General features: G+C 41.2%; 14 protein-coding genes. 12 read left to right on the forward strand and 2 right to left on the reverse strand.

Annotated elements, in window-relative coordinates; translation table 11 throughout:
* Positions 1-3: 3 nt before the first annotated feature.
* The gene (locus tag HPC67_RS16015) at positions 4-372 is read right to left on the reverse strand and encodes a DUF3899 domain-containing protein (RefSeq protein ID WP_217587914.1); all 369 of its coding nucleotides are present in this window, start codon (positions 370-372) and stop codon (positions 4-6) included.
* A 244-nt stretch (positions 373-616) separates the two neighbouring features.
* Here HPC67_RS16015 and HPC67_RS11240 point away from each other — a divergent pair, with 244 nt between their 5' ends.
* From HPC67_RS11240 to HPC67_RS11290, 11 genes are all read left to right on the forward strand, one after another.
* A complete protein-coding gene (locus HPC67_RS11240) occupies positions 617-2,290 on the forward strand; it encodes a peptide ABC transporter substrate-binding protein (protein ID WP_217587916.1) in 1,674 nt (557 codons plus the stop codon).
* 177 nt (positions 2,291-2,467) lie between these two features.
* The gene (gene opp3b / locus HPC67_RS11245) at positions 2,468-3,397 is read left to right on the forward strand and encodes an oligopeptide ABC transporter permease (RefSeq protein WP_343327836.1); all 930 of its coding nucleotides are present in this window, start codon (positions 2,468-2,470) and stop codon (positions 3,395-3,397) included.
* Position 3,398: 1 nt separating this feature from the next.
* Positions 3,399-4,544, forward strand: a complete 1,146-nt coding sequence (gene opp3C, locus HPC67_RS11250; protein WP_217587918.1) for an oligopeptide ABC transporter permease — start codon at positions 3,399-3,401, stop codon at positions 4,542-4,544.
* Between the two features lie 18 nt (positions 4,545-4,562).
* Positions 4,563-5,630, forward strand: coding sequence for an ABC transporter ATP-binding protein (locus tag HPC67_RS11255; protein ID WP_217587920.1), 1,068 nt, complete (start codon positions 4,563-4,565; stop codon positions 5,628-5,630).
* Positions 5,627-6,562: an ABC transporter ATP-binding protein gene (locus tag HPC67_RS11260; protein ID WP_217587923.1), complete on the forward strand. Its 936-nt coding sequence runs from the start codon at positions 5,627-5,629 to the stop codon at positions 6,560-6,562. The genes HPC67_RS11255 and HPC67_RS11260 overlap by 4 nt, the downstream gene beginning before the upstream one ends.
* Positions 6,563-6,892: 330 nt before the next feature.
* Entirely contained in the window at positions 6,893-7,183 is a 291-nt protein-coding gene (gatC, locus tag HPC67_RS11265; protein ID WP_217587924.1) for an Asp-tRNA(Asn)/Glu-tRNA(Gln) amidotransferase subunit GatC, read from the forward strand.
* Positions 7,184-7,195: 12 nt separating this feature from the next.
* The gene (gene gatA / locus HPC67_RS11270; RefSeq protein WP_217587931.1) at positions 7,196-8,665 is read left to right on the forward strand and encodes an Asp-tRNA(Asn)/Glu-tRNA(Gln) amidotransferase subunit GatA; all 1,470 of its coding nucleotides are present in this window, start codon (positions 7,196-7,198) and stop codon (positions 8,663-8,665) included.
* Positions 8,662-10,092, forward strand: a complete 1,431-nt coding sequence (gene gatB, locus HPC67_RS11275; protein WP_217587932.1) for an Asp-tRNA(Asn)/Glu-tRNA(Gln) amidotransferase subunit GatB — start codon at positions 8,662-8,664, stop codon at positions 10,090-10,092. Before gatA ends, gatB begins: the two co-directional genes overlap by 4 nt.
* Before the next feature lie 192 nt (positions 10,093-10,284).
* Positions 10,285-11,196 (forward strand): diacylglycerol kinase, encoded by a 912-nt coding sequence (locus HPC67_RS11280; RefSeq protein WP_217587933.1) that lies wholly within the window; start codon positions 10,285-10,287, stop codon positions 11,194-11,196.
* A gap of 237 nt (positions 11,197-11,433) precedes the next feature.
* The gene (gene rlmD / locus HPC67_RS11285; protein ID WP_217587935.1) at positions 11,434-12,819 is read left to right on the forward strand and encodes a 23S rRNA (uracil(1939)-C(5))-methyltransferase RlmD; all 1,386 of its coding nucleotides are present in this window, start codon (positions 11,434-11,436) and stop codon (positions 12,817-12,819) included.
* A 183-nt stretch (positions 12,820-13,002) separates the two neighbouring features.
* On the forward strand, positions 13,003-13,197 hold the full coding sequence (locus HPC67_RS11290) for a hypothetical protein (RefSeq protein WP_217587936.1): 195 nt from the start codon (positions 13,003-13,005) through the stop codon (positions 13,195-13,197).
* A gap of 582 nt (positions 13,198-13,779) precedes the next feature.
* On the opposite strand, the gene HPC67_RS11295 is transcribed toward HPC67_RS11290, so the two are convergent.
* The gene (locus HPC67_RS11295; protein ID WP_217587937.1) at positions 13,780-14,157 is read right to left on the reverse strand and encodes a hypothetical protein; all 378 of its coding nucleotides are present in this window, start codon (positions 14,155-14,157) and stop codon (positions 13,780-13,782) included.
* Positions 14,158-14,707: 550 nt separating this feature from the next.
* Here HPC67_RS11295 and HPC67_RS11300 point away from each other — a divergent pair.
* Positions 14,708-15,577: an AraC family transcriptional regulator gene (locus tag HPC67_RS11300; protein ID WP_217587939.1), complete on the forward strand. Its 870-nt coding sequence runs from the start codon at positions 14,708-14,710 to the stop codon at positions 15,575-15,577.
* Positions 15,578-15,967: the final 390 nt, after the last annotated feature.

Below are 15,967 nucleotides of genomic sequence, written 5' to 3' on the forward strand. Positions count from 1 at the left end.
AGATTAAATATAATACACTAAAAGTAAAACGATTGTAATGAAAGACAAAGACAATGCATGAAAACGCATATGTTCGTAAAAATTAAGATTGACCCGGTCAGAAAGATCTTCTTTGTTGTCCATCTCCTTTAATAAATCTCTATCCTTTTGGAAGATGGAGCGAAATTTCCTGAAGCCGAATGTAATACCGTTGAAAAAACCACCTTTACTAATGAACAGCACAAGCCACAATATAATATATATAAAAGTTAAATAAAACAAAATATTTACGTAATTAACCAAAGAGAAATTGGAAGATATTACAAACAGTATAATGCTTGCAAGAAGGTTCATGATAAGCATGAACCATTTGTTCTTTAAGCTAAAAGTCATCTAATTCACCTTTCTTACACGTTTTATCTTATATTATAGCAAACAAAGTATAAAAAATGATAAAGTTTTTAAAGTAAATTAGCCCTTAAGAAAGCAAGAAGTATTAGGAGTTTCGGTTTATTGGTTGAAATATTATGTAAATTATAACTAGGAAATTTTTAAAAAAGTAGTGCGAAAATCAAATTTATCATGTATAATATCGCTCATAGGCTAAAAACAACATCTTAGAGGAGGGTACATCTATATGAAAATGTCAAAACTTTCATTACTATTCATGCTTGGGCTTTTGCTAACATTTTTAGCAGCTTGTGGCGGTAGTAATGATGATACAACAGGATCATCAGATCAAAATGGAAATGATACCGAAAAGGTCGATCAAGTACTTAACCTAGTGAATGGCGACACGATTCCAACAATGGATGTGTCCTTAGCAACAGACCAATATGCATTCCAGTTTTTAGGCATGACAACTGAAGGGCTTTATCGCCTAGATGAAAATGCATCGCCTACTGAAGGCATTGCAGCTGACCATGAAGTCAGTGAAGATGGCTTAACTTGGACATTCACACTTCGTGAAGATGCACAATGGGAAAACGGTGATGCCGTAACAGCTCATGACTTCGTTTATGCATGGCGTCGTGCTGTTGATCCTGCAACTGGTTCTGAATATGGTCCATTCATGATGAATGGCATCATTAAAAATGCTGAAGCGATCAGTACAGGAGATATGGCAGTTGAAGAATTAGGTGTCAAAGCAGACGGTGATTATACATTAGTCGTTAACCTTGAAAAACCTGTTCCATACTTCCTATCATTGACAACATTCGGTACGTTCTATCCACTCCATGAAGAATTTGTGGTAGAAAAAGGCGAAGACTACGCTACTAACAGTGATAACTTACTTGCAAACGGACCGTTCAAAATGTCCGATTGGGATAGCACAGCAAGCTCATGGACACTTGTTAAAAATGAGAGCTACTGGGATGCTGACACTGTAAACATTGAAAAAATCAACGTTAATGTTGTAAAAGATGCACAGGTTGCTGTTGATCTGTATGAAAAAGGCGAGATTGACCGTGCCGACTTATCATCAGACATCGTTGACCAATATATCTCACATGAAGATTTTGTTGCAACACCACTTACATCAGTATTCTATTTGAAAATGAATCAAACACGTAATGAAGCACTTGCGAATGTGAATATCCGTAAAGCGATTAGCCATGCTTATGATAAACAAGCATTGGTTGACACAATCCTAAATAACGGTTCACTCGTTGCTTACGGTAATATTCCAGAAGGCTTCTCATCTCACCCAGAAACATCAGAAGACTATCGCGACATCAATGGTGACCTTGTTACTCAAGATGTTGAAGCAGCTAAAGATTTCTGGGAAAAAGGTTTAGAAGAGCTTGGAACAGATTCAGTTGAAATCGAATTTCTTGCTGGTGACAGTGAAGTCGCTAAAAATATGAACGAATACTTGAAGAACCAACTTGAAACAAACTTACCTGGTTTAACAGTTAACTTAAAACAAGTTCCATTCCAGCAACGTTTGGATTTAGATACAAACATGGACTATGATCTTCAATTCTCCGGATGGGGACCAGATTATCAAGATCCATACACATTCTTAAGCCTCTGGATCACAGATGGTGAGAACAACAAAATGGGTTACTCAAACGAAGAGTATGATGCATTACTTGCAAAAGCTCAAGGCGAACTCGCTACAAAGCCTGTAGAACGTTATGAAGCTTTGCTAGAAGCAGAACAAATCTTATTTGAAGATGCTGCGATTGGACCTATTTATCAAAAAGCAACCGCACAGCTTATTTCACCACAAATGGTTGGCGTCTTCATGAATCCATTTGGCGCAGACTACGAGTACAAATGGGCTGAAGTCGTACCAGCAGATTAATTTATATTAAAACTTAGAGCTTACTAATGGAGTAAGAGAGTGTATACCGTTATGGCATATGCTCTCTTTTCCGTTAGACCTAATTGTTATGCAATTTGGAAAAGCGTTGTTTTCGTGACGCTTTATTAATGTTAGGTCAATTCTCATCTGGCCTACCAATTATTAGGAGGTGCAAAAGTGGCACGGTATATCGCTAAACGATTGTTTTATATGTTTGTCGCATTATTTATTATTGCGTCAGTATCGTTCTTCTTGATGAAAATGTTACCTGGTAGTCCACTATCTGCCCAGGACAAGTTATCTGATGAACAACAAGAAATTGTTCTAGAAAAATACGGGCTGAACGATCCTCTTCCAGTCCAATACGTACGCTATTTAGGAAACATTGTTAAAGGTGATCTTGGGATCTCGTTTCAATTCTCAAATACACCAGTCACCAAAATAATTCAAGATCGTATCGGTCCATCTATGCAGTTAGGATTCCAGGCATTGGTCGTCGGAACGATATTAGGTGTTCTCTTAGGAATGATTGCAGCCATATTCCATAATGGTTTTCTCGATTATAGTTCAACGCTATTGGCAGTTCTTGGGACATCGATCCCTTCCTTTGTATTTGCCGGACTACTTCAATGGGTTTTTGCAGTGGAGCTCGGCTGGTTCCCGGTAGCTTTCTGGGGAGGATTTGAATATACGGTTCTGCCAACCATTGCACTGATGATTTTCCCAATGGCTACTGCAGCACGTTTTATCCGTACAGAAATGCTGGAGGTACTTGGATCAGATTTCATTACAACAGCACGAGCAAAAGGTATTACAGAGTATGCTGTCGTCTTTAAGCACGGACTCCGCAACTCATTGATCCCGCTCATCACAGTAATTGGCCCCATGGCAATAAGCCTATTAACAGGCTCACTCGTTATTGAACAAATTTTTGCCATCCCCGGTATTGGTGAACAATTTGTTAATTCAATTATGGTAAATGATTATCCGACAATTATGGGCATGACTCTATTGATTGCCTTTTTGTTCATTTTAATCGTTTTAGTTGTGGATATTCTTTACGGATTCATTGATCCAAGAATACGGATATCGGGAGGGGAAAAGTAAGATGGATCAAAACAAACTGTCAAAAGACATGTTCGAACCTCTCGAGCATAAAGAAGATACAAGTGAAAAAATAGCGCGTCCAAGTCGTTCATTTATGCAAGATGCAACAAGAACCTTCGTGCGAAATATCGCTGCGATGTTTGCCTTGACTGTTCTCGTCGTTATTTCTGTCATGAGTATCATTGGACCAAGTATGAATGAATTTGGCTACGATGACCAAGATCTAACGCGAGCAAAAATACCACCACGTATTCCAGTTTTAGAGAATATTTCTTGGTTGCCATTTGACGGTACAATGACAGAGACATTCCAAGGAACAAATGTAGAGGATGCGACAGCAAAAGCGATAATGCGCTTTAAAACAGAAGAAGAATTTGTAGATGTAAAAGTCCTTAATGAAGGTAATGGTACGAGAAATTCTGCTGAAGTGGACGTCACCTACCATAGTTATCAAGCACTTGGCCTTGATGACACGTATTTTTGGTTAGGGACAGACAACTTAGGACGTGACCAGTGGACACGACTTTGGAAAGGAACACGCGTCTCGATGATCATTGCGCTCGCTGCAGCTGCAATTGACTTAGTCATCGGTGTCGCTTATGGCGGTATTTCCGCATACCTTGGTGGTCGTGTTGATAATATTATGCAACGTATTATTGAGATCCTTGTTGGGATTCCGAACCTCGTTGTTATTTTGTTAATGATTATCATTTTACAGCCAGGTATCGTGTCGCTCATTGTCGCGATGATTATTACGGGCTGGATAGGCATGGCGCGGATTGTTCGCGGTGAGGTGTTGAAGTTAAAGAATCAGGAATTTGTGCTCGCATCACGAACATTAGGTGCGTCTACAGGACGGATTATTACAAAGCACTTGTTGCCAAACATAAGTGGCATCATCATCATCAATACGATGTTCACGATTCCGAGTGCAATCTTTACCGAAGCCTTCTTATCATTTATAGGACTTGGCTTGGTACCACCAGAAGCATCACTCGGGACGTTGATTAATACAGGATTCGATAATTTGCGCACATATCCTTATATGTTTATTTATCCAGCGGCTGTTATTTCATTGATTATGATCGCATTCAATATTATGGCGGACGGATTGCGTGATGCGTTTGATCCGAAAATGCATAAATAGAAAGGCAGGTGTCCATATATGAGCAAATTATTGGAAGTAAAAGATCTTGCAATTTCATTTAACACGTTTAGTGGGGAAGTACAAGCCGTTCGTGGTGTTTCCTTTGATGTCGCTAAAGGCGAAACGCTTGCAATCGTTGGGGAATCAGGTTCTGGTAAGTCGGTTACAACCAAATCACTCATGCGCTTGCTTCCTACACCTCAAAGTGTGATAAAAAGAGGACAGATTCTCTTTGAAGGAGAAGACCTCGTTAACAAAACAGATAAAGAGATGCAAAAAATTCGCGGAAAAGATATATCAATGATTTTCCAGGATCCAATGACATCATTGAATCCAACGATGAAAATTGGTAATCAAATCATGGAAGGTCTCATTAAGCACCAGAACATGAGTCGTAGTGAGGCGAGACCGAAAGCCGCTGAGCTTCTGAAACAGGTCGGAATTCCGCACGCAGAAAAGCGTCTACATCAATATCCTCATCAATTTTCTGGGGGGATGCGTCAGCGTGTTGTAATCGCTATGGCACTTGCATGTAATCCGAAGCTGTTAATTGCTGATGAGCCGACAACGGCGCTTGATGTAACCATTCAAGCACAAATCCTTGAGTTGATGAAGGACGTACAGAAGGAGACCGGAAGCTCGATTATCTTTATTACGCACGACCTCGGCGTTGTTGCGAATATTGCTGACCGTGTTGCTGTTATGTATGCTGGTAAAATTGTCGAGATTGGTACAACTGAAGAAATCTTTTACAATCCACAGCATCCGTACACATGGGGCTTGCTAGGCTCAATGCCGACATTAGATGACACGGATGAACATTTAATGTCAATTCCAGGTAGCCCTCCGGATATGTTGAATCCTCCAAAAGGAGATGCCTTCGCACCACGGAATTCTTATGCGTTGAAAATTGATACTGAATTAGAACCACCAATGTTCAAAGTATCTGATACGCACTATGCGGCGACATGGCTTCTTCATGAAAATGCCCCTAAGGTTGAGCCGCCAGCAGAGGTTAAGCGGAGAATGGCTGGCTTTTCAAAAACGGGTGAGTTTCTGAAAGGTGAGGAAGGTGAAGATCAATGACAGTCGAAAAGCTGTTAGAAGTGAAGGACTTAAAGCGTCATTTTAATATTGGTGGAAAAGCAACCGTTAAAGCAATTGATGGTGTCACCTTTGATATTTATAAAGGTGAGACATTTGGCTTGGTCGGTGAATCTGGCTGTGGTAAATCGACGACAGGTAGAACGATTATCGGATTGTATGATGCAACAGACGGCGAAGTTCTGTTTAAAGGGGAAGATGTCCACGGCAAAAAGTCTGCTGCAGAAAAAATGAAATTCAACCGTAAAATGCAGATGATTTTCCAGGACCCATCATCTTCACTTAATTCCCGGATGACGGTTATGGATATTATCGCAGAAGGCATCGACATTCATAATTTGGCCGAAAACAAAGAAGCCCGCAAAAAGCGTGTTGAAGAGCTCCTTGAAACGGTCGGACTTAACAAGGAACATGCGACCCGTTTTCCACATGAATTTAGTGGTGGACAGCGGCAGCGGATCGGTATTGCCCGAGCACTTGCTGTAGAACCAGAATTTATTATTGCAGATGAACCAATTTCGGCATTAGACGTGTCCATCCAAGCACAGGTCGTTAATTTGCTGAAGCAATTACAGGACGAATTTGGCCTCACTTACTTATTTATCGCCCATGACTTGTCGATGGTTAAATATTTAAGTGATCGAATCGGTGTTATGTATTTTGGTAACATGGTTGAGTTAGCGGATAGTCATGAATTGTATAAAAATCCGATTCATCCGTATACGAAATCATTATTGTCGGCGATTCCACTCCCAGATCCAGAATATGAGCGGAACCGTCAGCGTGTTGAATATGATCCGTCCATTCACGATCCAAATGAAGAACAACAATTCCGTGAAATCAAGCCAGGCCACTGGGTAAGATGCTCAGAGACGGAGTTTGAACAATATAAGAAAGACCTCAATTTAAATTAAAAAAGTGCTGTCTTATAAGTCTAGAAGGGACTTTTAGACAGCCTTTTACTTACATATGGATTATTTTATTGGGAACGACAGCCTGATCATATGAAGCAGGCATATAACGACGAAGGACTGGAAATACTGGAGCTACAACACAACAGAGCAAAATGTAAGACATCTCATTCGCTTGCAATAGTTGCTAAACAGGCGTTTGTTCTGCTATTATCAATAGTGTTGTAGCTATTTTTTAATAGGGAAATTCGCCTATTCATAAAGGCTATTGTCCATTAATGCTTATAGACAATCCAACCGTTTGGATGGAAAATATAAATGGAGGTGCCGTTCATGGCTAATATTACTAGGGACCAAGTGATGCACGTTGCTCATCTGGCCAGACTCGCTGTGACTGAAGAAGAAGCAGACGCGTTTGCCAACGATCTTGATGCCATCATTAATTACGCTGAACAGTTAAATGAATTGGATACAGAAGGCGTAGAGCCGACAACACACGTACTTGATTTGAAAAATATTATGCGTGACGATAAGGCCGAGAAATGGGCGCATCGTGATGACGCATTAACAAACGCACCAGACAAGCAAGGCGGTCAGTTTAAAGTACCGTCAATCCTTGAGTAGGGAGGGAACACCATGTCATTATTTGATTTAAGCTTTAAGGAATTAGAACGTCAACTACATAATAAAGAAATTACAGTAGAGGACCTTGTTGACACATCCTATAAAAGAATTAAGGAAGTGGATGATGATGTTCATGCATTCCTTTCATTAAATGAAGAACAAGCCCGTGAGCAAGCGCGTGAGTTGGACAAGGCGGGGCATGACGGACGTGCGAAATTATATGGCATTCCAGCAGGGATTAAAGATAACATTGCCATTAAAGGACAGCCTTTAACGTGTGCCAGCCAGTTTTTGAGAAACTTTAATGATCCGTTGTACAACGCAACAGTCGTAAACAAGCTGAATGCTGAGCAATCCGTTACGGTTGGTAAATTGAATTTGGATGAATTTGCGATGGGGTCATCGAACGAGAACTCAAGCTTCGTTCCGACACGTAACCCTTGGGATCTAGATCGTGTTCCAGGTGGCTCAAGTGGCGGTAGTGCTGCCGCTGTTGCAGCAGGCGAGGTTTTATTCGCCCTCGGTTCAGATACAGGTGGTTCAATCAGACAGCCAGCGTCATTTTGTGGTGTCGTTGGGATGAAGCCAACGTACGGACGTGTATCACGTTTCGGACTCGTTGCATTCGCCTCATCTCTCGATCACATCGGACCAATTACACGGACTGTCGCTGACAATGCCCGTGTACTCGAAGTCATTGCCGGTCATGATCGAATGGATTCCACAAGTGCTGATGTTGATGTACCTGAGTATTCAAATTTAACAGGTGATATGACAGGCATGAAAATTGCCGTTCCAAAAGAATATCTCGCTGAAGGTGTTTCTGAGGAAGTTAAAAACACAATTTTGGACGCTTTGAAGGTCTATGAATCCCTCGGTGCAACATGGGAGGAAGTGTCCTTACCGCATTCTAAATATGCTGTAGCAGCTTATTACTTGCTATCATCATCAGAGGCATCCGCTAACCTCGCGCGTTTTGACGGGGTACGTTACGGTGTGCGCTCAGAAAATGCCGAAAATATGATCGACATGTTTAAGCTCTCACGTAGCGAAGGCTTTGGCGATGAAGTTAAACGCCGGATTATGCTCGGTACCTTTGCGCTAAGCTCTGGTTATTATGATGCGTATTATAAAAAAGCTCAAAAAGTCCGCACATTGATTAAGCAGGATTTTGATAAGGTGTTAGAGGAATACGATGTTATCATTGGACCAACAGCACCTACAACAGCCTTTAAGATCGGTGAAAAAATAGAAGATCCATTAACGATGTATGCAAATGATATTTTAACCATTCCTGTGAACCTTGCGGGTAACCCTGCATTGTCAGTTCCAGCTGGTTTTTCTGAAGCTGGTCTGCCTATTGGTTTACAAATTATCGGTCGCCCGTTTGCAGAGGCAACCGTTTATGAAGCGGCATATGCATACGAACAGGAAACGAAACATTATCTTAAAAAGCCTCACCTAGGAGGTGGCGCATCATGAACTTTGAAACAATTATCGGACTTGAAGTCCACGTTGAATTAAAAACAGATTCAAAGATATTTAGCTCAAGCCCAAATGCATTTGGTGCTGAACCAAATGCGAACGTGAATCCGATTGACCTTGGGTACCCAGGAACATTACCGGTTCTCAACGAAGAAGCCGTTAACTTTGCGATGAAAGCCGCTATGGCACTGAATTGTGACATTGCCACAGATACAAAATTCGACCGCAAAAACTATTTTTATCCGGATAACCCGAAAGCTTACCAAATCTCTCAATTTGACAAGCCAATTGGTGAGAACGGCTGGATTGAAATTGAAGTCGGTGGCAAGAAGAAGCGTATCGGCATTACGCGCCTTCATTTAGAAGAGGATGCTGGTAAGCTCACACACGGTGACGACGGCTATTCACTCGTTGACTTTAATAGACAAGGCACACCGCTTATTGAGATCGTGTCTGAGCCTGATATGCGTTCTCCAGAGGAAGCCTACGCATATTTAGATAAGCTCAAAAATATCATTCAGTACACAGGCGTATCTGATTGTAAGATGCAGGAAGGGTCGTTACGCTGTGATGCGAACATCTCTTTGCGCCCGATCGGTCAAGATGAATTCGGCACAAAGACCGAGCTGAAAAACCTTAACTCCTTTACGTTCGTTCAAAAAGGGTTAGAATTTGAAGAGAAACGCCAGGAAAAAGTCTTGCTTACAGGTGGCATCATTGAACAAGAAACACGTCGTTACGATGAAAAAACGAAGGAAACGATTTTAATGCGTGTCAAAGAAGGCTCTGATGATTACCGTTACTTCCCTGAGCCTGATCTTGTACCGCTTTATATTGATGATGCTTGGAAGGAACGTATTCGTCAATCGATTCCAGAGCTACCCGATGCTAGAAAGCAACGCTTCATTGATGGACTTGGATTGCCAGCATATGACGCGGAGGTTTTAACAAGCTCCAAGGAAATGGCTGATTTCCTTGAAGCAACGATTGCCGATGGTGCTGATATTAAACAAGCATCAAACTGGCTCATGGGTGAAATCTCAGGTTATATGAACAAGCATTTAAAAGAATTGCATGATCTTGCCATTACACCTGAAGCTCTCGGAAAAATGATACAGCTTATCGAGGACGGAACGATTTCGTCTAAAATCGCTAAGAAGGTCTTCGCTGAGCTCGTAGAAAAAGGCGGAGTTCCAGAACAAATCGTTAAAGATAAAGGCCTCGTCCAAATTTCTGATGAAGGCGAGCTGACAAAAATTATTACCGGTATTTTAGACGACAACGAACAGTCGATTATTGATTTTAAAAATGGTAAAGACCGTGCCCTTGGATTTTTGGTTGGTCAAGTTATGAAAGCAACAAAAGGTCAGGCCAACCCACCAATGGTCAACAAAATTCTTATCAGGGAAATGAATCAACGCTAAGAAGAAGGATGAACGGCTGCCGATATGAAGTGGCAGCCGTCACCTTATTTTTTATAAAGCTAGGCGCCAGTGCTTTAAAACATACGACACGCATATGTTAGATTAGAACATATACCTCTGCCATCATCCCTCACGAAATGACCTGCCGCCTACTTACACAATATTTCCTTGATTTGTATGGGAGGAATCTCTTTGAAACGAGCCCGTGTAATATATAATCCAACATCAGGCCGCGAACTTTTAAAAAAGGAGCTGCCTGCTATTTTGGAGCAGTTAGAAAAAGTCGGTTATGAGGCTTCAGCCCATGCGACAACAGGCGAAAGCGATGCGATTTATGCAGCAAGAACAGCGGTTGAGCGCAAGTTTGATCTTGTCATTGCTGCAGGCGGTGACGGCACAATTAATGAAGTCATCAATGGTATATCTGAACAGCCTTATCGCCCTAAAGTGGGCGTCATCCCAGGCGGTACGACAAATGACTTCGCCCGGGCGTTACAAATTCCCCGCGATGTCAAGAAAGCTGTTGAGGTCATCGTCGCTGGTGAAACGATGCCACTTGATGTTGGCCGCGTTAATGATCAGTATTTTATTAACATTGCAGGTGGCGGGAAACTAACAGAACTCACCTATGATGTTCCGATCAAGCTGAAGACGATGCTTGGTCAGCTCGCCTATTATATGAAAGGGATCGAAATGCTCCCATCATTAAAGCCGATTAGAGCGCGAATTGAGTATGATGGAACAGTTGTCGACGAGAAAATTATGATGTTCCTCGTCTCTAATACGAATTCTGTTGGCGGCTTTGAAAAACTAGCACCAACGGCCAAGCTCGATGATGGTTATTTTGATATTCTTATTTTGCGTGAAGCGAACCTAGCTGAATTCATCCGCGTTGCGACGCTCGCTCTTCGTGGCGCACACCTTGATGATAAGCACGTCATCTATGCCCAAGCAAAGCATATTAAAGTAGACACAGATGAAAAAATGCAGCTTAACATTGACGGCGAATACGGTGGCCTACTACCAGGGGAATTCCAGAACCTACAACAGCACGTCGAATTCATCGTCCCAGCATCATTTATCGACAAACAACAAGACACCTGACCATTTCTGGGTCAGGTGTTTTATTCAGCGTTTGGTGGTGCCTGTCACTTGGCGAATAGATCACATAGAAGTCATATGCTGTATCATGTTTTATGAGCACTCCTCACGCCATATCAAGTCTTTTAGGGATAAGACACCACCCTACTTGAAAATACTAGACCTATGACTCGCACGCGCTTTTCATAGATGTGATAAGATATACACAATACATTAACATTGAACATAAAGGAGAACACAATGGCAAAACGCACAGCTCCCGTACATAAAAATGACAGATTAACACTTGAAATAGAAGACCTCACTCATGAAGGGAATGGTGTTGGTAAGGTCGACGGCTATCCGCTCTTTATTCCGTATGCCCTCCCAGGCGAAAAAGTGACCGTTCACGTCGTTAAAGTGAACAAAAACTTCGGATTCGCTAAGCTACTCGAAGTCATCGAACGAAGTCCACACCGTGTTGAACCTCCATGTGACGTGTTTTACCAATGTGGTGGCTGCCAAATTCAGCATATGAGCTATGACATGCAGCTCGACATGAAGCGCAATCAAGTCAAAAATGTGATGCGTAAAATTGGCCACCTTGATCACGTACCTGTTCATCCAGTCATTGGTATGGACGATCCTTGGCGTTACCGCAATAAAGTAGCAGTCCCTGTTGGGGAAAAGAATGGCGAGCTCATTACAGGATTTTATAAAATGCGTAGTCACGACATTATCGCCGACATGGACACATGCGTCGTCCAGGACGAGGTAAACGATCGAATGGTGGAGGCGGTCAGACGCATCGCCACAAATCTCGGAATTACCGCCTATGACGAGAAAAAGGACCGCGGCGTTCTGCGTCATATCATGGTCCGAACCGGAAACGAAACTGACGAGACGATGATCGTCCTCATCACCCGTACTGACAAATTACCACATAAAGACGCTCTCATCCGAGAATTAACTGAAACGTATCCACAAATCAAGTCGATCGTTCACAATATAAATGATCGACGTACAAACGTCATTCTCGACCGTAAAAACAAAGTCATTTGGGGTGAAGATTACATTTACGACACAATCGGTAACATCCGATTTGCGATATCTGCCCAGTCCTTTTACCAAGTGAACCCAAAGCAGACGAAAAAGCTGTATGACAAAGCACTTGAATATGCCAATGTCGGACAACAAGACATCGTTATCGACGCTTACTGTGGCATTGGAACGATCGCGCTGTTCCTTGCACAATCTGCCAAAAAAGTGTATGGCGTCGACGTCGTTCCAGAAGCGATCAGCGATGCCAAGCAAAACGCCCGACTCAACCATATGGACAACGCCGAATTCCACGTCGGTCAAGCCGAAAAAGTCATGCCATGGTGGCAATCGCAAGGGATGAAGCCAGACGTCATCGTCGTCGACCCACCACGCAAAGGCTGTGACGAGGCATTGCTCCAAGCAATGCTCACAATGCAACCAAAACGAATTGTCTATGTGTCATGCAACCCGTCAACATTGGCAAGAGACTTACGCATTCTAGAAGACGGCGGGTATGAAACAAAAGAAGTCCAACCTGTAGACATGTTTCCGCAGAGCATGCATGTGGAGTCTGTAGCGTGGTTGGAGAAGAAGTTGTCCCATTAAAATAAACATTTCCAATTCGATCCTTAGTCAATGGTTTTTCAATAGCTTTTCAATGGTTTGGATAGGTTACACATAGTTTGACATTATAAGGATTTAACATGTTAAAAATGATAGCGTGACGACCATTGATGAAATAGAAGGTACTATGACTTAAGTAGGAAACTCGTTTGTGTTGGTAAAAATATGGTTATTCTTTTGAAGTCCTTAGAGCCAATATTTATACACAGAGCTATCGTAAAGGAAAAAGAAATCAAAGAAGTTAATGTTACTTTTGGAAAAATGTTGCCTGATCAAATGACAAATCTGATAAAACCAGAATATGAATACGGTGCTGACTCTTCCACACTGAGCAAGGCAATGGATGAGGTGAACTTTTAGCAGACTATTTTCCGATTATCTTTTTTAAATCAGTGTCTTTTTAACAAAAAAGAAGTATCAAATTTCCTAGCAATTTAACCCTCGCTGTCTCAAAAAAACACCCCCGAATTGATGTCATACACTATGCATCTAAACGGGGGTTTATTGTTATGAATCTGTCTTAATTGGTTTGGGAACGCATACGTCATCTGAATAACGCATATCAATTCCGCTGCATGGAATACGGTTTAAGTGGTGGTTTAAAATAAATCTCTTAGGCAACGAAGCCATGATACAAAACGAACTGCCATTAGTGAGTTCGCTGGTTTTGCTGTAAAATACTGGTGTTAGTCTCACCCGTTGACGCAATTCACCTCATTATGAGAAAGGTTGTTGTGGTTATCAGCACAAATGCCACTCCAAGTGTTAAAGCAATTGTTTTTGTATTCTTTTTTTCTTCCTTATCATTTGTTCTGTTTATTGTAAACAAGTATATTGAATAAGCAATCAGAAACAATGGCAAGACGAAGAAACCGTACTCTTTAAGCCCTTCCAATGGATAATCACCCCAGTTTATTGTGGCGTTATATTAAATGCCAAAGCCTACGTCATGGAGACGTGTACACCTCTTCTATAGTTATTGGCATCTATACGTGATGACACGAGATAGAAATAGACAGTTCCAATCCCGCCAACGAATGCTGTTGGTACGTTTCCAAAGAACGTTGATACTACCGCTACACCAGTATAAACATGGCCAACAGTTGCAAGGTTTGAAGCTAATATCCTAGATTCTAAGTCGTTTGCATAACGACTATATCCCCACCAGTGATATTTGACAGGTGTTGGTCTCCCGGCAAATAGTTCATTGTCTTCAGAGCTCACATATAAATTTGCAATGCTTAGGTCATTAGATGCCGACAATTCCCCACTTTTGATTTTGGAATTCAAGAAATCAAAGTGTTTTTTCTGCCCCTCCAACAACCCCTCTGGAACGCCTTCAGTAACAGCTAACTTTTGATTTAATACAAAAAAACCTTCTTTTGGTTCAAGCTTAGTTTGATTTGATAGAACTACTGCCGAAAATGCTCCCCCAGTTATCAGAGTATAGGTCTTAAATTCGATTATAATCTAAACAATTAGACGAATCTAATTATAACTAAAACTTCACAACGCATTAATTAAGTTACTAATATTCATGCTTAATCCATCAATTGCTAAAACTATCCATAATGCGCCACCTATAATGCAAGTGCCAAGAAAAAGAACATGCCATGTTTTCATAACGATTTCCCCTCCTTTTTAAATAGAGTTATAATTAATGTACAAATTTCATCACAACAAGGAAGTGAGACTTAGAGTTCGATTATTTTTAATATTATAACACAAGATAAAAGTTATTGGTGACTTCTAATGTGTCTTACTAATCTGTCTCTTGTACATTTAGTGAGTCGAACCTGCCACAGTAAAGCATAAATTGACAGGAGATGTTTTTTAATAGTTGCTAAGATGACAATAAGGAGTTGAAGCCATGGCATGGGTAGAGTCAATACAAAAGGCGATTGATTACATGGAAAAAAATATTATGGAAAATATCACGATTGACAGTATTGCTAAACAAGCCAATGTGTCACCTTTTCATTTCCAGCGAACGTTTGCTGTTTTGACAGAAGTTACGGTTGGTGACTATTTAAGAAGACGGAGATTAACATTGGCTGGAGAGGAATTACTGACAACGGATGCTAAGATTATTGATATTGCCTATAAATATGGCTATGAAACTCCCGAGGCTTTTTCTAAGGCTTTCCGCAGACAGCACAAGGTTACTCCGAGTGAAGTGCGAAAGCATCAGGGGAAGCTGCAATCCTATAACCGCCTGATAATACAGGTAACATTGAAAGGGGCAGAACCAATGAAGTATAGTGTAGTCGAGAAGAATGCGTTTCAAATTGTTGGGGTTAAGCGCGAATATTCTAGTGTGGCAGAGGGAGAAACCGTAGTAGGCATTCCGGAACTTTGGAATGAGGTCAATCAAAATGGGACAAGCGATTTGCTATTTCAATTGAATGACGGAGTCGTAAAAGGCGTTTTAGGAGTTTGTGGGCAAGTTAGTGAAGAGCAAAAAAAGGCGAATGTGTTTGATTATTGGGTGGCGACCTCGTACGCTGGTAAGGTTCCAGAGGGGATGCTTTACTTAGAAATCCCCGCTTCCAAGTGGGCGGTTTTTGAAGTGCATGGACCAATGCCTACTGCGATGCAAAATGCGTGGAAACGAATTTTTTCTGAATGGTTCCCTTCAACTGGGTATCAGCATGCCGGTACACCAGAATTTGAATTATATACGGATGATGATCCCAATAATCCAGATTTCTACTCGGAGATCTGGATTCCAATTAAATAATTTCACTATTTGTATATGGTGTTCGGCAATTGGATCGCGTTAGTTCAACAACTCTAATAACTAAGAGGAGCCAAAGTATACATTATTTTATCCATTTAAATGTATATCTTGGCTCTTTGTTATTCATCTTCACGTACAAAATTTGGACTATGATTAACGTATGTCTTATTAATTCTTTGTTAGAGAGAAGGCAGTATTGATACACCGAAGAAACACATGTCAAAGTCCACCTATCGAAATCTTGAAAGCATCGGAATATCCCCAGTTCTCATTCCAAAAAAATCTTTCCACCCAAAATCACATCAGGTTCCCAAGTTTGTTGAAAAAAATCATTCAAACTTTGAAGCATCAAAAAGTATTCCAAATGAAACCCTCTTATAGAGTTAGGTT

The organism is Lentibacillus saliphilus, assembly GCF_019093865.1.
GTDB lineage: Bacteria > Bacillota > Bacilli > Bacillales > Amphibacillaceae > Lentibacillus_B > Lentibacillus_B saliphilus.

Bases quoted from the DNA above. Each gene is read 5' to 3' on its own strand.
- HPC67_RS11300 (WP_217587939.1), top strand. From the start codon at position 14,708: ATGGCATGGGTAGAGTCAATACAAAAGGCGATTGATTACATGGAAAAA.
- gatA (WP_217587931.1), top strand. From the start codon at position 7,196: ATGTCATTATTTGATTTAAGCTTTAAGGAATTAGAACGTCAACTACAT.
- HPC67_RS11240 (WP_217587916.1), top strand. From the start codon at position 617: ATGAAAATGTCAAAACTTTCATTACTATTCATGCTTGGGCTTTTGCTA.
- gatC (WP_217587924.1), top strand. From the start codon at position 6,893: ATGGCTAATATTACTAGGGACCAAGTGATGCACGTTGCTCATCTGGCC.
- opp3C (WP_217587918.1), top strand. From the start codon at position 3,399: ATGGATCAAAACAAACTGTCAAAAGACATGTTCGAACCTCTCGAGCAT.
- HPC67_RS16015 (WP_217587914.1), bottom strand. From the start codon at position 372: ATGACTTTTAGCTTAAAGAACAAATGGTTCATGCTTATCATGAACCTT.
- HPC67_RS11260 (WP_217587923.1), top strand. From the start codon at position 5,627: ATGACAGTCGAAAAGCTGTTAGAAGTGAAGGACTTAAAGCGTCATTTT.
- rlmD (WP_217587935.1), top strand. From the start codon at position 11,434: ATGGCAAAACGCACAGCTCCCGTACATAAAAATGACAGATTAACACTT.
- HPC67_RS11255 (WP_217587920.1), top strand. From the start codon at position 4,563: ATGAGCAAATTATTGGAAGTAAAAGATCTTGCAATTTCATTTAACACG.
- HPC67_RS11290 (WP_217587936.1), top strand. From the start codon at position 13,003: ATGGTTATTCTTTTGAAGTCCTTAGAGCCAATATTTATACACAGAGCT.
- gatB (WP_217587932.1), top strand. From the start codon at position 8,662: ATGAACTTTGAAACAATTATCGGACTTGAAGTCCACGTTGAATTAAAA.